The organism is Streptomyces sp. NPDC014727 (assembly GCF_043083485.1).
Lineage (GTDB): Bacteria > Actinomycetota > Actinomycetes > Streptomycetales > Streptomycetaceae > Streptomyces.
Genome location: NZ_JBIBYR010000019.1, coordinates 66,728 through 89,415, shown reverse-complemented (window position 1 = coordinate 89,415; position 22,688 = coordinate 66,728). Strand labels below are relative to the sequence as shown.

General features: G+C 69.3%; 19 protein-coding genes. 4 read left to right on the top strand and 15 right to left on the bottom strand.

Going from position 1 to position 22,688, the window contains the following annotated elements; genetic code table 11:
• Window positions 1-12: 12 nt before the first annotated feature.
• Genes ruvX through ACF1B9_RS26665 form a run of 4 tightly spaced genes read right to left on the bottom strand, consistent with a single transcriptional unit; the run spans window position 13 to window position 3,983 of the window.
• Entirely contained in the window at window positions 13-486 is a 474-nt protein-coding gene (gene ruvX, locus ACF1B9_RS26680) for a Holliday junction resolvase RuvX (RefSeq protein WP_391740162.1), read from the bottom strand.
• An 8-nt stretch (window positions 487-494) separates the two neighbouring features.
• Window positions 495-3,164 carry an alanine--tRNA ligase gene (gene alaS / locus ACF1B9_RS26675; protein WP_391740164.1) on the bottom strand — a complete coding sequence of 890 codons (2,670 nt, stop codon included), beginning with the start codon at window positions 3,162-3,164 and terminating at the stop codon, window positions 495-497.
• On the bottom strand, window positions 3,164-3,526 hold the full coding sequence (locus ACF1B9_RS26670) for a DUF6167 family protein (RefSeq protein WP_376217424.1): 363 nt from the start codon (window positions 3,524-3,526) through the stop codon (window positions 3,164-3,166). Before ACF1B9_RS26670 ends, alaS begins: the two co-directional genes overlap by 1 nt.
• 7 nt (window positions 3,527-3,533) lie before the next feature.
• Window positions 3,534-3,983: a DUF948 domain-containing protein gene (locus tag ACF1B9_RS26665; protein ID WP_391740438.1), complete on the bottom strand. Its 450-nt coding sequence runs from the start codon at window positions 3,981-3,983 to the stop codon at window positions 3,534-3,536.
• 217 nt (window positions 3,984-4,200) lie between these two features.
• On the opposite strand from ACF1B9_RS26665, the gene ACF1B9_RS26660 reads away from it, so the two are divergent.
• Window positions 4,201-6,405, top strand: a complete 2,205-nt coding sequence (locus ACF1B9_RS26660) for an ATP-binding protein (protein WP_391740166.1) — start codon at window positions 4,201-4,203, stop codon at window positions 6,403-6,405.
• A gap of 17 nt (window positions 6,406-6,422) precedes the next feature.
• Here ACF1B9_RS26660 and rpsD read toward each other — a convergent pair whose 3' ends face one another.
• Window positions 6,423-7,037, bottom strand: a complete 615-nt coding sequence (rpsD, locus tag ACF1B9_RS26655) for a 30S ribosomal protein S4 (RefSeq protein ID WP_391740168.1) — start codon at window positions 7,035-7,037, stop codon at window positions 6,423-6,425.
• Window positions 7,038-7,225: 188 nt separating this feature from the next.
• Between rpsD and ACF1B9_RS26650 the strand changes: the two genes are divergently transcribed.
• Complete coding sequence (locus ACF1B9_RS26650) at window positions 7,226-7,927, top strand: DUF2470 domain-containing protein (RefSeq protein ID WP_391740171.1); 702 nt, start codon at window positions 7,226-7,228, stop codon at window positions 7,925-7,927.
• A gap of 82 nt (window positions 7,928-8,009) precedes the next feature.
• Here the strand turns inward: ACF1B9_RS26650 and ACF1B9_RS26645 are convergent, their stop codons facing one another.
• The 4 genes from ACF1B9_RS26645 to ACF1B9_RS26630 form a co-directional block, all read right to left on the bottom strand.
• Window positions 8,010-9,392 (bottom strand): replication-associated recombination protein A, encoded by a 1,383-nt coding sequence (locus tag ACF1B9_RS26645; protein WP_391740173.1) that lies wholly within the window; start codon window positions 9,390-9,392, stop codon window positions 8,010-8,012.
• 76 nt (window positions 9,393-9,468) lie between these two features.
• Window positions 9,469-10,104, bottom strand: a complete 636-nt coding sequence (locus ACF1B9_RS26640) for a vitamin K epoxide reductase family protein (protein WP_391740175.1) — start codon at window positions 10,102-10,104, stop codon at window positions 9,469-9,471.
• Between the two features lie 577 nt (window positions 10,105-10,681).
• Window positions 10,682-11,944, bottom strand: a complete 1,263-nt coding sequence (hisS, locus tag ACF1B9_RS26635; RefSeq protein ID WP_391740177.1) for a histidine--tRNA ligase — start codon at window positions 11,942-11,944, stop codon at window positions 10,682-10,684.
• A 14-nt stretch (window positions 11,945-11,958) separates the two neighbouring features.
• A complete protein-coding gene (locus ACF1B9_RS26630; protein WP_351074311.1) occupies window positions 11,959-12,645 on the bottom strand; it encodes an MBL fold metallo-hydrolase in 687 nt (228 codons plus the stop codon).
• A 149-nt stretch (window positions 12,646-12,794) separates the two neighbouring features.
• Here ACF1B9_RS26630 and ACF1B9_RS26625 point away from each other — a divergent pair, with 149 nt between their 5' ends.
• On the top strand, window positions 12,795-13,577 hold the full coding sequence (locus tag ACF1B9_RS26625; protein ID WP_391740179.1) for a peptidylprolyl isomerase: 783 nt from the start codon (window positions 12,795-12,797) through the stop codon (window positions 13,575-13,577).
• Window positions 13,578-13,761: 184 nt separating this feature from the next.
• Window positions 13,762-14,991 (top strand): DUF349 domain-containing protein, encoded by a 1,230-nt coding sequence (locus tag ACF1B9_RS26620; RefSeq protein ID WP_391740181.1) that lies wholly within the window; start codon window positions 13,762-13,764, stop codon window positions 14,989-14,991.
• Between the two features lie 336 nt (window positions 14,992-15,327).
• On the opposite strand, the gene ACF1B9_RS26615 is transcribed toward ACF1B9_RS26620, so the two are convergent.
• The 6 genes from ACF1B9_RS26615 to yajC form a co-directional block, all read right to left on the bottom strand.
• Window positions 15,328-17,889, bottom strand: coding sequence for a RelA/SpoT family protein (locus ACF1B9_RS26615; RefSeq protein WP_391740183.1), 2,562 nt, complete (start codon window positions 17,887-17,889; stop codon window positions 15,328-15,330).
• Between the two features lie 286 nt (window positions 17,890-18,175).
• Window positions 18,176-18,418 carry a hypothetical protein gene (locus tag ACF1B9_RS26610; protein ID WP_391740185.1) on the bottom strand — a complete coding sequence of 81 codons (243 nt, stop codon included), beginning with the start codon at window positions 18,416-18,418 and terminating at the stop codon, window positions 18,176-18,178.
• Window positions 18,419-18,523: 105 nt separating this feature from the next.
• Window positions 18,524-19,075, bottom strand: coding sequence for an adenine phosphoribosyltransferase (locus ACF1B9_RS26605; protein ID WP_391740187.1), 552 nt, complete (start codon window positions 19,073-19,075; stop codon window positions 18,524-18,526).
• Complete coding sequence (gene secF / locus ACF1B9_RS26600) at window positions 19,075-20,175, bottom strand: protein translocase subunit SecF (protein WP_391740189.1); 1,101 nt, start codon at window positions 20,173-20,175, stop codon at window positions 19,075-19,077. The genes ACF1B9_RS26605 and secF overlap by 1 nt, the downstream gene beginning before the upstream one ends.
• Before the next feature lies 1 nt (window position 20,176).
• Window positions 20,177-21,913, bottom strand: coding sequence for a protein translocase subunit SecD (secD, locus tag ACF1B9_RS26595; protein WP_391740191.1), 1,737 nt, complete (start codon window positions 21,911-21,913; stop codon window positions 20,177-20,179).
• 147 nt (window positions 21,914-22,060) lie between these two features.
• Window positions 22,061-22,585, bottom strand: a complete 525-nt coding sequence (gene yajC, locus ACF1B9_RS26590) for a preprotein translocase subunit YajC (protein WP_391740193.1) — start codon at window positions 22,583-22,585, stop codon at window positions 22,061-22,063.
• Window positions 22,586-22,688: the final 103 nt, after the last annotated feature.

The window sequence follows — 22,688 nt, the reverse complement described above, 5'->3', positions numbered from 1 at the left end:
ACCGTATCGCGATCAGCCAACCGTTTCGACGCCTTCGCCCGGGGCTTCACCTGACGCCCGTTCGGACTCCAGAGCGTTCTGGAGGATCACCACAGCGGCAGCCTGATCGATGACGGAACGGCCTTTTCTGGACTTCACGCCCGAGGCGCGCAGTCCTTGACTCGCCGTTACTGTGGTCATCCTCTCGTCCACCAAGCGCACCGGAATGGGTGCGACCGAGCGGGCCACCTCCTGGGCGAAGACCCGGACCTTGGCTGCGGCGGGCCCCTCACCGCCGCCGAGGGACCGCGGCAGGCCGATGATGATCTCGATCGGCTCGTACTCCTCGACGATCTGCCCGAGCCGCCGGTGGGCCGCCGGGACATCGCGCCCCGGAACGGTCTCCACCGGCGTGGCGAGGATCCCGTCGGGGTCACACGAGGCGACCCCGATCCGGGCGTCCCCGACATCGATCGCGAGACGACGACCGCGGCGCATCCGAGTCATCCCCGCCGTCACGCCGTCTCGGTGACGAGACGTTCGACCGCGGCCACGGCCGCGCCGATGGCCTCGGGGTCCTGGCCGCCGCCCTGGGCGACGTCCGGCTTGCCGCCGCCACCGCCGCCGAGGGTCTTGGCAGCCGTACGGACCAGGTCACCGGCCTTGAGCCCGCGTTCACGGGCGGCCGCGTTGGTGGCGATCACGGTCAGGGGACGGCCGTTGGCGGTCGTGAACAGGGCCACGACGGCCGGGCGGCCGCCCTGGATACGTCCTCGGACGTCCAGGACGAGCTTGCGCAGGTCATCGGCCGAGGTGCCGTCCGGTACCTGGCCCGTGACCAGGGCGACACCGCGTACGTCCCTGGCGGAATCGACCAGTCCGGCGGCGGCCTGGAGGACCTTCTCCGCTCGGAACTTCTCGATCTCCTTCTCGGCGTCCTTCAGCTTGCCGAGCATTCCGGCGATCTTCTCCGGCAGCTCCTCGGGACGGCCCTTGACCAGCTCCTGGAGCTGGGCGACGACCGTGTGCTCCCTGGCGAGGAAGTTGTACGCGTCAACGCCGACGAGGGCCTCGATGCGGCGCACGCCGGAACCGATGGACGATTCGCCGAGCAGCTTCACCAGGCCCAGCTGGGCGGTGTTGTGCACGTGAGTGCCGCCGCAGAGCTCCTTGGAGAAGTCGCCGATGGTGACGACCCGGACCCGCTCGCCGTACTTCTCGCCGAACTCGGCGATGGCGCCCTGCTTCTTGGCCTCGTCGATCGGCATGACCTCGGCCTGGACGTCGAGTTCGCGGGCGAGGACCTCGTTGATCTTCTGCTCGACATCCGTGAGCACCGTGCCGGGTACGGCTGCGGGCGAACCGAAGTCGAAGCGGAAGCGGCCCGGCGAGTTCTCCGAACCGGCCTGGGCGGCCGTCGGGCCCAGGGCGTCGCGCAGCGCCTGGTGCGTGAGGTGCGTGGCGCTGTGGGCGCGGGCGATGGCCCGGCGGCGGGTGTTGTCGATGGCGGCATAGGCACTGGCGCCGACGGTCACCTCGCCGACCTGCACCGAACCCTTGTGGACCGAGACGCCGGGGACGGGCTGCTGGACATCGCGGACCTGGATGACGGCGCCGCTGTCGAGCCGGATACGCCCCTGGTCGGCGAGCTGGCCACCGCCCTCGGCGTAGAACGGGGTGCGGTCCAGGACGACTTCGACCTCGTCGCCCTCGGAGGCGGCGGGCGAGGGCACGCCGTCGACGAGCAGACCGACGATCGTCGACTCGCCCTCGGTGGCGGTGTAGCCGGTGAACTCGGTGATGCCGGAGTTGTCGGCGACCTCGCGGTAGGCGGAGAGGTCGGCATGGCCGGTCTTCTTGGCCTTGGCGTCGGCCTTGGCCCGCTCCCGCTGCTCCCTCATCAGACGGCGGAAGCCGTCCTCGTCCACCGAGAGGCCCTGTTCGGCGGCCATCTCCAGGGTGAGGTCGATCGGGAAGCCCCAGGTGTCGTGGAGCAGGAACGCCTTGTCGCCGGCGAGGACCTTGCCACCGGCGGCCTTGGTCTCCGTGACGGCGGTGTCGAGGATGTTGGTGCCGCCCTTGAGTGCCTTGAGGAACGCGGCTTCCTCGGCGAGGGCGACGGTCTCGATGCGCTTGCGGTCGGTGATCAGCTCCGGGTACTGCTGCCCCATCGTGTCGATCACGACGTCGACCAGATCCTTGACCACCGGTCCGGTGGCACCCAGCAGCCGCATGTTGCGGATGGCGCGGCGCATGATGCGGCGCAGCACGTAGCCGCGGCCCTCGTTGCCGGGAGTGACGCCGTCACCGATGAGCATCACGGAGGTGCGGATGTGGTCGGCGACCACGCGCAGCGAGACGTCCGAACCGTGGTCGGCGCCGTACCGCACACCGGTCAGCGCGGTGCCCTTGTCCATGACGACGCGCAGGGTGTCGGTCTCGTACATGTTCTGTACGCCCTGCAGGATCATGGCGAGGCGTTCCAGACCCAGGCCCGTGTCGATGTTCTTCGACGGCAGGTCGCCGAGGATCGGGAAGTCCTCCTTGCCGTCACCGGCACCCCGCTCGTACTGCATGAAGACCAGGTTCCAGATCTCCACGTACCGCTCGTCGTTGACGGCCGGGCCGCCCTCGACGCCGAACTCGGGGCCGCGGTCGTAGTTGATCTCGGAGCAGGGGCCGCAGGGACCGGGGACACCCATGGACCAGAAGTTGTCCTTCTTGCCCAGGCGCTGGATGCGCTCGGCCGGTACGCCGATCTTGTCCCGCCAGATCTGCTCGGCCTCGTCGTCGTCCAGATAGACCGTGATCCACAGCCTCTCGGGGTCGAGACCGAAGCCGCCGTCCGCCACGGAGGTCGTCAGGGCCTCCCAGGCGTAGCTGATGGCGCCTTCCTTGAAGTAGTCCCCGAAGGAGAAGTTGCCGCACATCTGGAAGAACGTGCCGTGCCGGGTGGTCTTGCCGACCTCCTCGATGTCCGGCGTACGGACACACTTCTGCACGCTGGTGACCCGCGGCGCGGGCGGCTTGACCTCGCCGAGGAAGTACGGCTTGAACGGGACCATGCCCGCGGGGACCAGCAGCAGAGTCGGGTCGTCCGCGATGAGCGACGCCGAAGGGACGACGGTGTGACCGCGCTCCTCGAAGAAGCTCAGCCAGCGGCGACGAATTTCAGCCGACTCCATCAGTGGTCCTCATTCCGGTTGTACGAGTTGTAGGGGAGCTTGCGGTGGTTGCCGACTTCGAGGGGCCTGTCCGGTCCGACGGGTTCGGCCGCCTCGACGGCGAAATGACGCCGTACGGGGAGGTCCGGGTCGACCGGCGCCTCCAGGCCCAGCGCCTCGCCCAGTTCGGCCTCTCGCCGGGCCATCGACTCACGGACGTCCAGAGCGAAGTCCTTGAGCTTGTGGCCGGTCTCGATCGCCTTGTCCGCGGCCTGCGCCGCGAGACTCTCCGGGGTCAGCTGCCTGAGCTTCCGGTTGACCTTGGTGGTGGCCCAGACACCGGCGGCGGCGCCGGCGGTGAACCAGAACGTACGGCGGAGCATCGCTGCGTCAGTCCTTAGATCCGCGGGAGTTTCTGCCGCTGCGCTTCCTGCCGCGCGCGGACGGCACGGTGCGGCCGACGATCACCGTGCGACGGGACGGCCGACGGGCAGGTTCGGGTTCCGGACCGGCCTTGCGGCCGATGGCCTGCCGTACCCCGTAACCGAACGCGGCGACTTTGACGAGCGGTCCGCCGAAGGTCGAGGCGACGGTGGTGGAGAGCGCCGAAGCGTTCGAGGTGACTTCCTGGACGTCCGTCGCGATCGCGTCGACCTTGTCGAGCTGGGTCTGTGCGGAGCGCACCGTGGCTGAGGCGTCGGCAAGCAGCGGGACCGCCTGCTCGGTCACGTCCGCCACGAGCTTGGTGGTCGCCCTGAGCGTCTGGGCCAGCCTCACCAGTACGACGGCGAGGAACGAAACCAGGATCGCCCAGAAGACGGCCACCAGGATCCCGGCCACCTCTCCACCGGACACAGTGCACCGCTCTCTAGCTTGTCGCTGTCTCTGTACTGTCTGTCTCTGCTCGGTCCGGCGACCGCTGTCACAACAGCCAGTCGTCGTCTCCCGAGCCTATCGCGCCGGTGGTCGCGCCCCGTACCGCATTACCGGCGGGAGGGACCGAGCAGCCATAAGGAGATTGTACGGAGAGCTTCCGAACCAGTACTCTGCGTGTTTCATGCGACGCCCCCAGCGCTCCCGCCCGTCCCCCCATGATCCGAGCGCCTCCGTCGGCGCCCTCGGTAATCTCCCGGCGGAACTGAACAGGTTCGTGGGGCGGAAGGACGAACTGGCCGCCCTCGGTCGGCTACTGGACGAGTCGAGGCTCGTCACCGTGGTCGGGGTCGGCGGAGTGGGCAAGACCCGCTGCGCCGCCAAGATCGCCAAACTTTTGGAGAAACGGTACTGCGACGGAGTCTGGATGGCGGAACTGTCCGCCCTCCACGATCCGGAGCTGCTGGACCACGCACTGGTCGACACCCTCGGGCTCACGGATCACACCGGCAGACCACCGCGCACGACGCTCCTCGAACATCTCGCCGGTCGCCAACTGCTCCTGGTGATCGATGGCTTCGAGCACTTCGTGGACGCCTGCGCCGAGCTGGTGCGTGAACTGCTGCGCCGGGCCCCGGGACTGCGGGTGATGGCCGCCGGCCGGCTGCCTCTGGAGCTGGACGGCGAGGTCACCTTCCCGCTCGCGCCGATGACCGACGAGGACGCGATGCTCCTCTTCGAGGAGCGGGCCGCCGCGGTACAGCCGGAGTACCGGCTGACCGACCACAACCGAGCGGCCGCGCGCGAGCTGTGCCACCGGCTGGACGGAATCCCGCTCGCGCTGGAACTGGCGGCCGGACGGCTGCGCGCGCTCTCCACCGAACAGGTGCTGCAGCGCCTGGACGACCGCTTCCGGCTGCTGACCGGCTCCAGCCGCAGCGCGCTGGCGCGCCACCAGACACTCCGCACGGCCATCGGCTGGAGTCATGAACTCTGCGCTCCGGAGCAGCGGCTGCTGTGGGCGCGGCTCTCGGTGTTCGCCGGGCAGTTCGATCTGGAGGCCGTCGAGTACATCTGCAGCGGAGCCGATCTGCCGGCCGAATCGGTGCTCGACGTGCTCTCCGGGCTGCTCACGCAGTCCGTCGTCCTGCGTGAGGACTCGGCGGCCGGCACCCGCTACCGGATGTTGGACACGGTGCGCGAGTACGGCGCCGAGTGGCTGGCGGCCACGGGTGGGACGGACCGGTTGAGGCGCCGCCACCGGGACTGGTTCCTGGGGCTGGCGACCATGTGCGAGCTCGACTGGTTCAGCCCGCGGCAGGACGAGGTGGCTGCCCGGGTGGAGAGCGAACTGCCCAATCTGCGGCGGGCGATGGAGTATTCGCTGGAGAACGCGGGCGAGGCGCATCTCGCGCAGTACCTGGCGGGCACCCTCTGGTTCCTCTGGGTGGGGTGCGGGCGTCTCTCGGAGGGCCGGCACTGGCTGGACCATGTGCTGGAGGAGGAGTCACCGTACGACTCCGCGCGACTCAAGGCGTTGTGGGTGCTCGGACATGTGGCCGTGCTGCAGGGCGACCCGGTCGGTGCGGTCTCCGCGCTGCAGGAGTGCCGGGACGAAGCGGACCGGGCGGGCGACTCCACGGCGCTCGCGTACGCGGTGCACCGGATGGGGTGCCTGGCGCTCCTCACGGACGACATGGTCAGGGCACAGGAGCTGCTGGGCGACGCGCTCGGCCGCTACCGGGAACTCGGTGAGCTGAACAGCAATGTACTGATGGCCCAGATCGAACTGGCGATGGCGGTCGGATTCCACGGGGACCTGGACGGGGCGGCCGCGATCTGCGAGGAGGTCAGGGAGATCTGCGAGGACCACGGGGAACGGTGGGCCCTCTCGTACGCGCTGTACGTGCTGGCCTTCGCCGCACTGCAACGGGGCGGGCCGGACCGGGCCCGGGACCTGCTCGGCGAGTGTCTGTCGATCGGTCACACCTTCCACGATCTGCTGGGCTCGGTACTCGCGCTGGAGCTGCTGGCACTGGTCACGGCGGTCGAGGGGAACGCGGCGGAGGCAGCGGTGCTGCAGGGCGCCGCCGACCGGATCTGGCCGTCGGTGGGGCTGCCGCTGTTCGGTTCGGCCTACTACAGGCAGCCCCGGGTCCGATGCGAGGAGCTGGCCCGCCGGGAGCTGGGCGACGGCCCCTACGAGTCAGGGCTGCGCGCGGGCGGGCAGCTGGATCTGGACGCGGCGGTGGCCAGGGCGCTCGGGAGCGGGCCCGCGAACCGGGCGCAGCCGCCGGGCCGGCTGCCCGGCCCCCTGCCCGGCCCCGGGAAATCGCTCAGGCCCGCCGCCTCCCGTACATCGGGGAGGGGCGGGCCTGAGCGCTGCTGAATGCGGCTGTGCCTGGATCAGCGGGCGTAGTACTCGACGACGAGCTGCTCGTCGCAGATCACGGGGATTTCCTTGCGGTTCGGGTCCCGGTCGAGGCGGAAGGCCAGGGCCTGCAGGTTCACCTGCAGGTAGCGCGGGGTCTCGCCGTCGGGGGCGTAGCCACCGGCGCGGGCAACCTGGAAGGGGTGCTTCTCGCGGCTGCGCTCGCGGACCATCACGATGTTGTCGGGACGGACACGGAAGGACGGCTTGTCGACCTTGCGGCCGTCGACCTCGATGTGACCGTGGACAACCATCTGGCGGGCCTGGTAGATGGTCCTGGCGATGCCCGAACGCAGCACCAGGGCGTCGAGACGACGCTCCAGCTCGACGACGAGCGCCTCGCCCGTCTTGCCCTCGGCCTTCTTGGCGCGGTCGTAGGCACGCGCCATCTGACGCTCGCTGATGTCGTACTGGGCACGCAGGCGCTGCTTCTCCAGCAGACGGACCTTGTAGTCCGAGTTCTGCTTGCGACCACGGCCGTGCTCGCCCGGCGGGTAGGGGCGGGCCTCGAAGTACTTGACGGCCTTCGGCGTCAGCGCGATGCCGAGCGCGCGGCTCTTCTTGACCTTGGGACGCGACTGGTTAGGCACGTTCTCCAGACCTCCGTTGTAGGTTAGGTTAGGCTCACCTTACTTGAGGAGATCGCATGTCTCGCCCGGGGAACACCACACACATCACGGACAGCACTGACAGCGTCGACACCCCTCAGGATGCCGATACGACGGAGGACCGATCAGATCGTGGTCAGCCGCGTCCCGGCGGGCTTGAAAACACTCGGATGCCGTCAGCAGCCGAGCGCACACGAACTCTCGTACAGAGTACCTGTTCGGCGGTACTGCTCGTCCCCGGGCTGAACGCCGCAGGCCCGGATCAGCTGATGCCGCTGACCAGGGGCGTGGGCCCCGACGGGGATCTGTTCCTCGAACTCCCTACGGATTCCCCGGTCGTACGGGCGGCGACGCACGCCGAGGACGACGAGCTGACGGCTGTGCTGGAGATCACGGACGTCGCCCCGGTCTCCGTGCCCCATCGCATCCGCGGTCGCGCGTGGGTCTCCGGGTGGCTCACCACTGTCCCGGGCATGTCCGGGCCGGGCCGGACGACGCTGCGGCTGGAGACGGGCGAGGCGTACATCGACGATCTGTGGGGCGCCGAGGAGGTCGAACCCGACGCGTTCCGGGACGCGGCCCCCGACCCGCTCTTCGGATACGAGGCGGAACTGCTCCAGCATCTGCACGCGGCGCACGGCGAACAGCTGGACGCGCTGTACGGGCTGCTCGGCGAGCGTCCGGCCCCATCCCGCGCGGCCCGCCGGCCCGCCGTCGTGCCGCTCGCGCTGGACCGGTACGGGCTGCGGGTACGCCTGTGCGAGGACCGCGACCGCTGCTTCGACGCGCGCTTCGAATTCCCCGGGCCGGTGCGCGACGTCGGGGAGCTGCGCCACGCCATGCACACGCTCTTCGAGGCCGCGGTGAGCTGAGCCGGCAGACCCCGTCCGCGCTGTTTGCGTTCTCAAGGCTCTGCGCTTCTCCAGCGGCCCCGCGCGTCCTTCTCCGCCGTGCTCAGCCGGCGGACGGGCTCGCGCCGCCGTCGGAGCCCGTGCGGCCGAGCCGCTCGCGGACCCGCTCCACCACATCCGCGTAGCGCGCCTCCGCGCCGTAGCGCGTGGGCTGGTAGTACCGCTGGTCGCGGACGGCGTCCGGGGCGTACTGCTGGGCGGCGATACCTCCGGGGACATCGTGCGGATACACGTAACCCACGGCATGGCCCAGCTTGGCGGCGCCCTTGTAGTGGCCGTCGCGCAGATGCGCCGGGACGGGACCCGCGAGTCCCTTCCGCACATCCTCCTGGGCGGCGAAGATCGCCAGTGTCGCCGCATTGGACTTGGGGGCGAGCGCCAGGGCGATCGTCGCGTGGCTCAGGACGAGCGCCGCCTCCGGGAATCCGATCATGGCAACCGCCTGGGCGGCCGCGACGGCGGTGGGCAGCGCCGTGGGGTCGGCGAGACCGATGTCCTCGCTCGCCGAGATCATCAGCCGCCGGGCGATGAACCTGGGGTCCTCCCCCGCCTCGATCATCCGGGCCAGGTAGTGCAGCGCGGCATCCACGTCGGAGCCGCGGATCGATTTGATGAGCGCACTCGTCACGTCGTAGTGCTGGTCGCCGTCCCGGTCGTACGTGACGGCGGCGCGGTCGACGGTCTCCTCCAGGGTCAGGAGGGTGATCTCCTTCTCCTGCTTGGACAGCGCCGCACCGGCCGCGGCCTCCAGCGCCGTGAGCGCCCGACGGGCGTCGCCACCCGCGATGCGCAGCAGATGCGACTCGGCGTCCTTCGGCAGCGCCACCGTGCCGCCGAGTCCGCGTTCGTCGGCCAGGGCGCGCCGCAGCAGACCGCGCAGATCGTCGTCGGTGAGGGATTCCAGGGTGAGCAGCAGAGAGCGCGACAGCAGCGGCGAGATGATCGAGAAGTACGGATTCTCGGTGGTCGCGGCGATCAGCGTCACCCAGCGGTTCTCCACGGCCGGGAGCAGGGAGTCCTGCTGCGCCTTGGAGAAGCGGTGGATCTCGTCGAGAAAGAGGACCGTCTCCTTGCCGTAGCCCCCGGTGGCACGGCGGGCACCCTCGATGACGGCCCGCACCTCCTTGACGCCGGCGGTGATCGCGGACAGCTCGACGAAGCGCTTGTTGGTGGCCTTGCTGACCACGTACGCGAGAGTCGTCTTCCCGATGCCGGGCGGGCCCCAGAGGATCACGGACGACGGGCCCGCCGGCCCGCCGTTCCCCTCGCCGACGAGACGGCGCAGCGGCGAGCCCGGCTTGAGCAGATGCTGCTGGCCGACGACCTCGTCGAGGGTGCGCGGGCGCATCCGGACAGCCAGGGGGCTGCTGGACGGGTCCTTGTCCTGGCGGTCTTCGGCGGCTGCGGTAAAGAGGTCGGGCTCCACGTTTTGAACCCTATGTCACGGCACTGACATCCCTGCCGGGCCGGCTGCCCGGCAGGAGCCGGGCGGCGGGGGCCGGTCAGCTCGTCCAGAAGTCCCACCAGCGGGTCAGGATCAGCATGCCGATGATGCCGATCCACAGGACCGGTGGCACCCAGTGGAACTCCGTCAGTCCGTTGCGCAGCCAGTTCGGCGCCGGGAGGATCCGCTGCTTGATGTTGTGCGTGGTGACGTAGCAGAACATGAAGATCGTGGCGCCCCAGGCCAGGCAGCACCACAGGCAGAGCGAGTTGATGTTGTAGAGCGACTGGTACTGGAGCCAGGTGCAGAAGCCGACGCCGAACAGCGTGCCGGCGTTCATTCCGAGCCAGTACCAGCTGCGGAAGCGGGCGCCCGCGAGCAGCGCAAGGCCGATGCCGATGATCACGGAGTAGGTGACCAGACCGAGCATCGGGTTCGGGAAACCGAAGGCGGCGGCCTGCTCGCTCTTCATGATGTTGCCGCAGGCGACGACCGGGTTGAGACTGCAGCCCGGCGTGAAGTTGGGGTCCTCCAGCAACTTGAACTTGTCGATCGTGATGGCCCAGGCGGCGAGGAGTCCGGCGGCGCCCGTGATCACCAGCAGCAGTGCGAACGCCCGACTGCCGCCGATGGTCCTCTTCACGCCGTCCTCGTCCTGGTCGGAGGAGGGATGGTCAACCGCTGCAGTCGTCATATCGCCGTTCCATCAGTGAGTGGCCTGCTGGGCACGGTCATTGTGCCGCACCGCGCCGCTGGGCTTCTGTTCGATGGACATAAAGGTGGACGTGAAGCCCGATGTGCGACCGGACCTGAACACTCGGTCCGCTTATGGCCCCGAACCCGGACCTCGCCCGGGGTGGCGGGGCGTTCCGCGCGGGAGCGGCGGCGAACCGCCCGTGGTCGGCGGCTCGGACCTGGGAATCCGCCGAGGCGAGGGGCAGGGAGCGCTCGGGCCGGGCAGGGCCGGGAGGAGCGCCGCGAGGTCGTCGTGTCCCGGTGCGGAGAGGGGCCGGATATCCGGCGGGGACCCGGAATTTAGTGACCGCTGTCGGGGTACCGGTCAGGAACCGTCCGGCAGGGTGAATCCGCTGCCTCCGAGTTGACGCCGTGCCGGGCGATGACGCGCATCACCCGCCGTCTCCCGCAGCGGCCACCGAACGGGGCGACACCGGCCGGCCCTGCGCGGGGCTCGCCGGACGAGCCTTTGTTCCGGTCCGTCCGGCGAGCCCCGCGCCACTCAGGTGAGCCCGGCCCGATCCGAACGAGAGATCCTAGGCCAGTCGCTCGCGGATCGCCCCGGACACGTCCGCCAGCAGCACCGCCGTCTGCTCGCCGGACTCCATGTCCTTGAGCTGGACGAGTCCCTCGGCCAGGTCCCGCTCGCCCGCCACGATCGTCAGCCGCGCTCCCGACCGGTTCGCGCTCTTCATCGCACCCTTGAGGCCACGGTTTCCGTACGCGAAGTCCGCTGCCACGCCCTCGCGGCGCAGTTGCGTGACGATCCCGAAGAGCACCCGCCGGGCCTCCTCGCCCAGTGGCACGGCGAAGACGCTGGTGGTCGCGGGCAGTTCGAGCTCGATGCCCTCCGCCTCCAGCGCGAGCACCGTACGGTCCACGCCGAGCGCCCAGCCGACCGACGGGAGCGCCGGGCCGCCGATCATCTCGGACAGGCCGTCGTAGCGTCCGCCGCCGCCCACCGCGGACTGCGAGCCGAGCCCGTCGTGGACGAACTCGAAGGTGGTGCGGGTGTAGTAGTCGAGACCGCGGACGAGCTTCTCGTCGTCCTCGTACACCACACCGGCCGCGGAGAGCAGGTCGCGGACCTCCTCGTGGTACGCCTTGCAGGCGTCGCACAGGTAGTCGCGCAGCACCGGGGCGCCGACCAGCTGCTTCTGCACCTCGGGCCGCTTGTCGTCGAGGACCCGGAGCGGGTTGATCTCGATGCGGCGGCGCGTCTCCTCGTCCAGGTCGAGCTCGCGCAGGAAGCCCTGGAGCGCGTCCCGGTAGACAGGGCGGCACTCCTTGTCGCCCAGCGAGTTGAGCAGGATGCGGAAGTTCCGCAGGCCCAGCGTGCGGTAGGCCTGGTCGGCGAGAATGATCAGCTCGGCGTCCAGCACCGGGTCCTCTGCGCCGATCGCCTCGGCACCGACCTGCGAGAAGTGCCGGTAGCGGCCCTTCTGCGGGCGCTCGTAGCGGTAGTACGAGCCGGAATACCAGAGCTTCACGGGCAGGTTGCCGAGCTTGTGGAGGTTGGCCTCCAGAGCCGCGCGCAGCACGGACGCGGTGCCCTCGGGGCGCAGCGCCAGCTGGGAGCCGCCCTTGGTGGTGAGGGTGTACATCTCCTTGGTCACGATGTCGGTGGACTCGCCGACACCGCGCGAGAAGAGGGCGACGTCCTCGAACCCGGGCGTCTCGATGTAGCCGTAGCCGGAGTTCTTCAGGGGTGCGGCGATCGCCTCGCGCACCGCGAGGTACTTCGCGGAATCGGGCGGGGTCAGGTCGTACGTGCCCTTGGGGGCCTTGAAGGTGCTCACGGGTTTTTCTCTCGTCACATTCCTCGTCGGGGCGCGTCCATACCGTGCAGATACGGATTCGAGGCGCGCTCGCGGCCGATGGTCGTCTGGGGGCCGTGGCCGGACAGCACCACGGTCGAGTCGTCGAGCGGCAGGCACACACGGGCCAGCGACTCGAGCAGCTCGGCGTGGTCGCCGCCGGGCAGGTCGGTGCGTCCGACGGAGCCGGCGAAGAGCAGGTCGCCCGAGAAGAGGATCTGCGGAACATCCGCGGCCTCGGGCATCCTGAACGTCACCGACCCCTTGGTATGGCCGGGTGCGTGCGCGACACCGAACTCCAGACCGGCCAGCTTCAGCAGGGCCCCGTCGCTCAGTTCCCGGACATCGTCCGGCTCCCCCACTGTCAGCTCACCCATGAGCGGCATCCCGATCGAGCGGCCGAGGGCCTTCTCCGGGTCGCTCATCATGAACCGGTCCTCCGGATGGATCCAGGCGGGGACGTCGTGCGCGCCGCACACCGGGACGACCGAGGCGACGTGGTCGATGTGGCCGTGGGTCAGTACGACGGCGACGGGCTTCAGCCGATGCTTCTTCAGTGCTTCCTCGACTCCTGACGCGGCCTGATGGCCGGGGTCGATGATCACGCACTCCTCGCCTGCGGCCGGGGCGACCAGGTAACAGTTGGTCCCCCAGGCCCCGGCGGGGAACCCGGCAATGAGCACGATCGTCCTTAATGGTCGTCCGACGGCGAATCGCGACTGAGGAGGTCGCAGCACTTCAGAGACTACCGGCGCTCCTCATTCCACAGCTAACCCATATACGGTACGGGCAGCCCAGGCCCCAATCACACGACCCACAAGGAGATCACCCGGTGGTCAGCAGCGATCAGCGGCGGCGGCAGCTCGCCAGGGAGAAGTTCGAGCGGCAGCAGCAGCGCCGGGAGGAGGCCCGCCGCAGGACGCGGCGGCTGACCGTCGTCATCGCTTCCGCGGTGGCCGTGGTGGCGGTCGTCGGGGTCGGTGCGTATCTCGCCATCGACGGCGACGGCAAGAAGGACAAGAGCGACGCGGCCGCAAGCCCCTCGGACTCCCCGTCGGCGAGCGAGAGCAGCGCGCCCGAGCCCGCGATGAAGATCGACAAAAAAGCGAAGTACACGATGTCGCTCAAGACGAGCCAGGGCGACATCGCGTTCACGATGGACGGGGCGAAGACCCCGCACACCACGAACTCCTTCAAGTCGCTGGCCGACAAGGGCTTCTTCGACGGTACGAAGTGCCACCGGCTGACCACGCAGGGCATTTTCGTCCTGCAGTGCGGTGACCCCAAGGGGGACGGCACGGGCGGCCCCGGTTACACGATTCCCGACGAGAATCTGACGGCGCTGGGCAAGGCGGGCAAGGACGGCACGGTCACGTATCCGGCGGGCACGGTGGCGATGGCGAACACCGGCCAGCCGCACACCGGCGGCAGCCAGTTCTTCCTCGTGTACAAGGACAGCAAACTGCCGCCCACCTACACGCCGTTCGGCACGATGGACGACGCCTCGCTGAAGGCCGTCAAGGACGTCGGTGCGGCGGGAGTGGCCGGCGGAGCGCCGGACGGTGCGCCGAAGAAGGCCGTGGACATCTCGAAGGTCGCTGTCGACAAGTCGTGACCGGACCGGGCCGGCCGGTGACGGCGAGGCGGGCCGGATTATTTTCGGCCGCGCTGAGTGCGGACAGCCGGGCGGCCGGTCGCCTAGATTGGCGTTGTGCAGGGCGGGCGCTGCCCGCCCCAGGAAACTGTGGACGATGCCAGGGGGGCGAACCCTCTCGCGGGCATCAGGTGGAGGAGGCGCTGTGAGCAGCGACCCGTGGGGCCGCGTCGATGAGACGGGCACCGTGTACGTGCGTACAGCCGATGGCGAAAAGGTCGTCGGATCGTGGCAGGCGGGTTCCCCCGAGGAGGCTCTGGCCTACTTCGAGCGCAAGTACGAGGGCATTGTGGTCGAGATCGGCCTCCTCGAACGGCGGGTGAAGACCACCGATCTGTCGGCGAAGGACGCCACGACCGCCATCGAGCATCTGCGGCTCCAGGTGGACGAGCATCACGCCGTCGGAGACCTCGAAGCGCTGCGCAAGCGACTCGACGCGCTGGTCGCGACGGTCGACTCGCGGCGCGAGGAGCGCAAGGCCCAGAAGGCGAAGCAGACCGACGAGGCGAAGCACGCCAAGGAGGCGCTGGTCGCCGAGGCCGAGGAGCTGGCGCAGAGCGAGCAGTGGCGCTCCGCGGGCGAGCGGCTCCGTGCGCTCGTCGACACGTGGAAGGGCCTGCCGCGGCTCGACCGCAAGTCCGACGACGAGCTGTGGCACCGCTTCTCGCACGCCCGCTCGGCGTTCTCCAAGCGCCGCAAGGCCCACTTCGCCTCGCTGGATGCCCAGCGCGAGGAAGCCCGTAAGGCCAAGGAGAAGCTGGTCGCCGAGGCCGAGTCGCTCTCCGGCTCCACGGACTGGGGAGCGACGGCCGCCCGCTATCGCGACCTGATGACGGAGTGGAAGGCGGCGGGCCGCGCCCAGCGCGAGGCCGAGGACGACCTGTGGAACCGTTTCCGCGGTGCTCAGGACGTCTTCTTCGCCGCCCGCAGCGAGGTCTTCGCCGAGCGGGACGCGGAGCAGGGCGAGAACCTCAAGCTCAAGGAGGAGCTCGCGGTCGAGGCCGAGAAGCTGGTGCCGGTGAAGGACCTGAAGGCGGCCAGGGCCGCGTTCCGGGCCATCAACGAGCGCTGGGAGGCCATCGGCCATGTGCCGCGTGACGCCCGCCCGAAGGTCGAGGGGCGGATGCACGCGGTGGAGCGGGCGCTCCAGGAGGCCGAGGAATCGGAGTGGCGCCGGACGAACCCGGAGGCGCGTGCGCGTGCCGCCGGTCTGACCGGTCAGCTGCAGGCGGCCGTTGACAAGCTGCGTACGCAGATCGACACGGCCCGCGCCTCGGGCAACAACGCCCGTGCCGACAAGCTGGCCAAGGAGCTCGAAGGCCGACAGGCACTGCTGGACCAGGCGCTCAAGGGCCTGGAGGAGTTCGGCGGCTGAGCAGGCGGCACGCGCCGCCGACCGGCCTCATCCGTTGATCGGTGTGCGGCAGGGCCTCTTGTGCACGTCTCGGGACGCGTACAAGGGGCCCTTTCGTCTTCGTGTGCGGGGCCGGCACGGTCCCCGGTGCACAAGGCGGCAGCGGCCCGGACCGGTGCTCCTCTCCTCGCGGTCGAGGGGCATGGCGGAACGCCTCGCGCAGCTGACCGCAGGTCCGCTCGCAACCAGCTCCGTGCCGACCTCGTAGCCTGTGCGGCCCTCCCCCGGCAGCTTTCCCGCGCGAGCCTCCGACCGGGAGGAGCCCCGAGGAAGCCGGGCAGAGCGGCAGAGCGCCCTCTACGGCCTGCGCGCCGAGGTCACACGGTAGACGTCGTAGACGCCCTCCACGCCCCGTACTGCCTTCAGTACGTGCCCGAGGTGTTTCGGGTCCCCCATCTCGAAGGTGAAGCGCGAGGTGGCGACGCGGTCCCTGGAGGTCTGCACGGCCGCCGACAGGATGTTGACGTGCTGGTCGGACAGGACGCGGGTGACATCGGAGAGCAGCCGCGACCGGTCGAGGGCCTCGACCTGGATGGCGACCAGGAAGACCGAGGACTGGGTCGGCGCCCACTCGACGTCCAGGATCCGCTCCGGCTGCTGCGACAGGGAGTCGACGTTGACGCAGTCGGCACGGTGCACGGAGACACCGCTGCCGCGGGTGACGAAGCCGATGATCGGGTCGCCGGGTACGGGCGTGCAGCAGCGGGCGAGCTTGACCCAGACGTCCTCGACGCCCTTGACGACGACACCAGGATCGGCGTTGGAGCGGCGCTTGCCGCGGCTGCGCGAGGGCGGTGAGCTCTCTGCGATGTCCTCGTTGGCGGCGTCCTCGCCGCCGAGCGCCTGCACCAGCTTCTGCACGACACCGGCGGCGGCCACATGACCCTCGCCGATCGCCGCATACAGGGAGGAGATGTCGGGGTAGCGCATCTCATGGGCGAGGGTGACCAGGGAGTCGCCGGTCAGGATGCGCTGGATCGGCAGGTTCTGCTTGCGCATGGCACGCGCGATGGCGTCCTTGCCCTGCTCGATCGCCTCGTCACGGCGCTCCTTGGAGAACCAGGCGCGGATCTTGTTGCGGGCGCGGGGAGACTTGACGAAGCCCAGCCAGTCACGGGAGGGCCCGGCGCCGGCTGCCTTGGAGGTGAAGACCTCCACCAGGTCGCCGTTGTCGAGGGTCGATTCGAGCGGTACGAGCCGCCCGTTGACCCGCGCGCCTATGGTCCGGTGGCCGACCTCCGTGTGCACGGCGTACGCGAAGTCGACCGGTGTCGCACCCGCGGGGAGCGCTATGACGTCGCCCTTGGGTGTGAAGACGAAGACCTCGTTGCGGGAGAGATCGAAGCGCAGGGACTCCAGGAACTCGCTGGGGTCCTCGGTCTCCTTCTGCCAGTCCAGGAGCTGACGCAGCCACGCCATGTCGTTGACGGTGTCCTGGCCCCGTCCGGTGTTCTTGGGGACGTCGGTGCGCACCTTGGAGGCGCCCGCGACGGCTTCCTGCTTGTACTTCCAGTGCGCTGCGATGCCGTACTCGGCGCGGCGGTGCATGTCGAACGTGCGGATCTGCAGCTCGACGGGCTTGCCGCTGGGACCGATCACCGTGGTGTGCAGCGACTGGTACATGTTGAACTTGGGCATCGCGATGTAGTCCTTGAACCGGCCGGGGACCGGATTCCATCGCGCGTGGACGGTGCCGAGCGCCGCGTAGCAGTCGCGGACGGTGTCGACGAGGACCCGGATGCCCACCAGGTCGTAGATCTCGGCGAAGTCCCGGCCCCGCACGATCATCTTCTGGTAGACGCTGTAGTAGTGCTTCGGGCGGCCGGTGACGGTGGCCTTGATCCGGGCGGCGCGCAGGTCGGCCTGGACCTCGTCGGTCACTATGGCGAGGTACTCGTCGCGCTTGGGGGCCCGCTCGGCGACGAGGCGGACGATCTCGTCGTACATCTTGGGGTAGAGGATCGCGAAGGCGAGGTCCTCCAGCTCCCACTTGATGGTGTTCATACCCAGGCGGTGTGCCAGCGGGGCATAGATCTCAAGCGTCTCGCGGGCCTTCTTCTCCTGCTTCTCCCGCTTGAGGTAGCGCATGGTGCGCATGTTGTGCAGCCGGTCGGCGAGCTTGATGACGAGGACCCTGGGGTCCTTGGCCATGGCGACGACCATCTTGCGCACGGTCTCGGCCTGTGCCGCCTCGCCGAACTTGACCTTGTCCAGTTTGGTGACGCCGTCGACGAGCAGGGCGACCTGGTCGCCGAAGTCGCGGCGCAGGGTGTCCAGGCCGTACTCAGTGTCCTCGACGGTGTCGTGCAGCAGCCCGGCCATGAGCGTCGCCGGGTCCATGCCGAGTTCGGCGAGGATCGTGGTGACGGCGAGCGGGTGCGTGATGTACGGGTCGCCGCTCTTGCGCTTCTGGCCGCGGTGCCAGCGCTCGGCGACCTGGTAGGCGCGCTCGATCTGGCGCAGCGTGGCCGTTTCGATCTTGGTGTCGTTGCTGCGGACGATGCGCAGCAACGGCTCCAGGACCGGGTTGTACGGGCTGGAGCGCTGCACGCCCAGGCGGGCGAGCCTGGCCCTGACCCGGTTGGAGGATCCGCCCGAGCGGGTCGCGGGAGCGGCCGGGGTCACCGGCTTCGCCGGAGGCTTCGGGGCGGACGCGGCCGAGGAGGCGGGGACGACCGGCTGGGCGGGAGCAGCGGGCGCCGGGCGCAGCGTCCCGGCACCGGCCCGCTCCGGGCCCGTGCCGGGCTCGGGGGCCGGAGGCTTCGGCTTCTGTGCGGAATGCTTCTTCCCAGGCGTGACTGGGGCCGCCGCGGGCTTGTCGGGCTGCGGGGCGGCGACTGGCTGGGCCTCGTCTGGCAAGAGCGCTCCTCATGCGGATCCGGATACCCGGAAAGGCCATCGTATCGATCCTGTGGCCGGACCTCCCCCGGGGACCGTGGGACCCCTCACAACGCGGGGCGGGCACCCGGTTGTTCCCGGGTACCCGTCCTTGGTGCCTGCAGTGCAGCGAGCCCGTCACGGGCCGATGGTCCGAGCGCCGGCCCGACCCGAGGAGAAACAGCGAAACAGCGGACCCGCCATACGGCCACAGGCGCCGTTCGGAGCGTGAGGGCGGCGAGGCACACCGCCCCCTGCTCCTCTCCCGTCAGGGCCGTAGGTCACTGCGCGCAGACCTGACCGAGGTCAGGTGAAACCTCAGTTCCAGCGCAGAAGCGCTGCCCCCCTTGACCTTCATCTCCTTGTTGGCGGCGACGTTGCCCCACGGCACCGTGATCTGACCGCTCTTTCCGCAGCCGGCGTTGTACCAGGTCTTCTTGCCCTTGGCATTGAAGCCCTTGACCTGCACACATATGCTGCCGCTCTTGAAGACCTTCCAGCCGTAGACCATCAGAGACCGCCCCCGTGGCGAGCCTCCTTCTCGCTGGTTCTGATACGCACATGCGAATCGGGTGTCCAGAAGAAACCCTGAACACCCGATTCATGTACGCCGCACTCACACGTGGATGAGAGCCTCCAGCGGAGCACCCGCCAGGGCCTGCTTCATACGGGCACGTCCCTCCAGGAAGCGGAGCTCCATGAGGACCGCGACGCCTGCGACCTCGGCGCCGGCCCGCCGGATCAGCTCCAGCGACGCCTCGGCGGTGCCACCGGTGGCGAGGATGTCGTCGATGACCATGATCCTGTCGCCGGCGGACAGATCCTCCGCGTGGATCTCGATCTCGGCCGTGCCGTACTCGAGCTCGTAGGCCTGGCTGAGCGTGGCTCCGGGCAGCTTCCCCGCCTTGCGGACGGGTACGAACCCGAGACCGGCGCGCACCGCGACCGGGGCGGCCAGGATGAAGCCGCGTGCCTCAAGGCCGACGACCTTCGTGGCGCCGTGCCGTACACACATCTCCGCGAGAGTGTCGGTCAGGGCCGCGAAAGCCGCCGGGTCCGCGAGCAGCGGGGTGATGTCCTTGAACATCACGCCCGGCTTCGGGTAGTCCGGCACGTCACGGATCCGGCTGAGCAGGAGCTCACGGATGCTCTCGGTGGTGCTGGTCATCAGCGCTTCCCCGGGGTCCGGCCGCGGCCCCTGGGGGGCTGCTGGCGCTGGCCGACGACCGCGGCAGCGGGTGCCGCGCCCGCCGGAAGGCCATCCTCCGGCCGCTCGTCCTCGGCGGACTCGCCCTTGGCGGCGGCTGCCGCACGCTTGGCGAGCACCCGCTTCTTCAGCGCCTTCATCTGCGGGTCGCGTCCCTTGAGGTCGGCGACGAGCGGTGTGGCGATGAAGATCGAGGAGTACGCACCGGCCGCGAGGCCGACGAACAGCGACAGCGAGATGTCGTTCAGCATGCCGGCGCCGAGAACGCCGCCGCCGATGAAGAGCAGACCGGCGACGGGGAGCAGGGCCACGACCGTGGTGTTGATGGAGCGGACCAGGGTGCCGTTGATCGAACGGTTGGCGATCTCGCCGTACGTCCACCGGGTCTGCTTGGTGATGCCGTCCGTGCTCTCCCTGAGGCTGTCGAACACGACGACCGTGTCGTAGAGGGAGTAGCCGAGGATGGTCAGCAGACCGATCACGGTGCCCGGGGTGACCTCGAAGCCGACCAGGGCGTAGATACCGACCGTGATGGTGATGTCGTGGATCAGTGCGACCAGGGCCGCGATGGCCATCCGCCATTCGAAGGCGATGGCCAGGTAGATCACGACGAGAACCATGAAGACGCCGAGGCCGGTCCAGGCCTTGTTGGCGATCTGCTCACCCCAGCTGGGGCCGACCAGGTCCGCGGCGATCTTCTCGGTCGGGACGTCGAGGTCCTTGGAGAGCTGGGTCTTGATCTGGTCGGACTTCGCGGTGTCGACTTCGGTGATCTGAATGCGCAGACCGCCGTTGCCGAGCTTCTGGACGATCGCCTGATGGCCGGACGCCTCGGTCGCGATGTTCTCCGCTTCGTCGACGCTCACGCTCGTCTTCGGGGTGGTGAAGACGGCACCGCCCTTGAATTCGATGCCCATGTTCAGGCCACTGACCGCCAGGCCGACGATGGCCGTGATGGTGATCAGGATCGAGACGCCGTACCAGATCTTGCGCTTGCCGATGAAGTCGTAGCCGACTTCGCCGCGGTAGAGACGGGCGCCGAGAGTGCCGAGTCGCGACATCTCACGCCTCCTTCGGGTGGTCGGTGGGGGCGTTGACACGGCGCGAGCGGCGCAGTGGTGGCTTGGCGCCGAGCCGCTTCGGGTCCAGACCGGACCACGGGTGGCCGCTGGCGAAGAACTTCGTGCGGGCCAGCATCGTCATGACCGGCTTGGTGAAGAGGAACACCACGACCACGTCGAGCAAGGTGGTGAGCCCCAGCGTGAAGGCGAAGCCCTGGACCTTGCCGACGGTGACGACGAAGAGGACCGCCGCGGCAAGGAACGACACGAAGTCGGAGACCAGGATGGTGCGCCGGGCACGCGGCCACGCCCGCTCGACGGCGGGACGCAGGGTGCGGCCCTCGCGGATCTCGTCGCGGATCCTCTCGAAGTACACGATGAAGGAGTCCGCGGTGATACCGATGGCCACGATGGCACCGCAGACCGCCGGGAGGTTCAGCGCGAAGCCGATGGCCGGGCCGAGCAGCGCCATGAGGGTGTAGCTCAGGATGCCTGAGGCCAGGAGGCTCAGAAGGGCGATGAATGCCAGGCCGCGGTAGTAGCTCACCAGGTAGATGATGACCAGGGCCAGTCCGATGGCGCCGGCGATCAGACCCGCTCGCAGCTGCTCACCCCCGAGAGCGGCCGTGACGGTGGTGACGGTCTGCTCCTTGAAGCTGAGCGGCAGAGCACCGTAGGAGAGCACGTTGGCGAGGTCCTCGGCGGACTGCTGGTCGAAGCTGCCGGAGATCTCGGCGTTCGCGCTCAGCGCCGTGCGCACGTAAGGAGCCGAGACGACCTCGCCGTCGAGCACGATGGCGAACTGGTTCTGCGGCGACTGCTGCTGCGCGAGCCGGCCCGTGATCTTCTGGAACTTCTTGGCGCCGCCCTTGGTGAACTCCATCTGAACGATCCACTGACCGTTCTGCTGGTTGATCGCGCCCTTGGCGCTGTCCACGTCCGTGCCGGAGACCTCGGCCGGGCCGAGGACGTACTTGGCGTCACCCTCGGAGCTGCACGCGACGGTGGGCTCGGTGGGCTTCACATTCGCGCCTGCCGACGCCCGGCCGGCCTTCTTGGAGCAGTCCAGAGCGCTGAACTTCTTCTCCAGCGCGGCGGTGGCCGGGTCGGGGGCCGGAGGAGTCGTGGTCGCCTTCGGCGTGCCGGACGCGCTGGGGCTGGGCGTCGTGTCCTTCAGCAGGGCGCCGGTGACCGCGCGGCCCTGGGTGGTGGCAGTGGCCGAGGGTGTGGCCGTGGAGCCGGACGTCTTCCCGCCGGTGTCGGCGGACTCGCCCGGCTTCGGCGAACCGGAGGGCGAGGGGCTTGCGGTGCCGTCGGGCGTCGGCGTACCCGCGGCGACGGTCAGCACCGGCCGGAAGTAGAGCTGGGCGGTCGTACCGACCTGATCCCGGGCCTGCTGCGAGTTCGTCCCCTTGGGAATGTTGACGACGATGTTGTCCCGGCCCTGGGTCTGGACCTCGGCCTCGGAGACACCCAGACCATTGACACGGCGTTCGATGATGCTGACCGCGGTGTCCATGTTGGTCTGGTTGATCGCGTTCGGCTTACCGGGCTGGCTCTGCGCCTTGAGCGTGATGGATGTGCCGCCCGCCAAGTCGATACCAAGCCGGGGCGTGGTGTGACCGGACAAGAACATCCCGCCGGTGAGCGCGACCATGGCGATCAGGATCAGAGCCAGGGAACGCCCCGGCCTGCCCTGACCGCCGGCCGGCCCTCGGCTCTTCTTCGGTGCTGCCACCTTCTCGTTTCTCCCTGTCCAACCGCCCCGCGCCGGGTACGCGCCCAAGCGGCCACGAAGTGTAGTGGGGACCCGCCCCCGCAGAAGATCGCACGGTCCGGGGAGTGCCGGGCGCCGATGGGCTCACGACACTCCCCGGGTCGTGGGTTACTTCGCGTCGGCCTCGCCGTCGGTCTTGCCCTCGGACTTCTTGTCGGACTTGTCGGACCCGGCGTCCGTCGCCTCGGCGTCCGTCGCCTCGGCGTCGTCGGCCTCGGCGTCGTCGGCCTCGGCCTTCTTGCCCAGGTCGATCTTGGCGTCGTCCGAGGTGTCCTCGTCGTCGCCCGCCTCGGTCAGCGAGGACGCGTCGTCCGGCACGACGGTGCCGTCGAGGTCGAGGGCGTCCTCGCCGTCGCCGTGGACGATGCGGTTGTACTCGGCATCGTCGAGAACGGCGCCGATCGCGTTCTTGGCGTAAATGGCGTGGACGCCGGGCGCGATCTCAAGGAGGACCGTGTCGTCGTGAAGCTCCTTGACGGTGGCGTACATGCCCCCGATCGTCCGGACGCCGGTGCCGGGCTGCATCTCATTGCGCATCTGGGCAGCGGCCGCCTGCTTCTTCTTGGCGGACCGCGTCATCAGGAACATGGCCCCGATGAGCACGATGAAGGGGAGGAGAGTCACGGGATTCACGGGACGAGTTTCCTTCGCACGACCGCGCTGGAAGGCGGCCTGATCTACGGGGGTGGGTACACCGACCTGTAAGGGCGGCATCGGCGGAGTCTAAGCGAGTCCG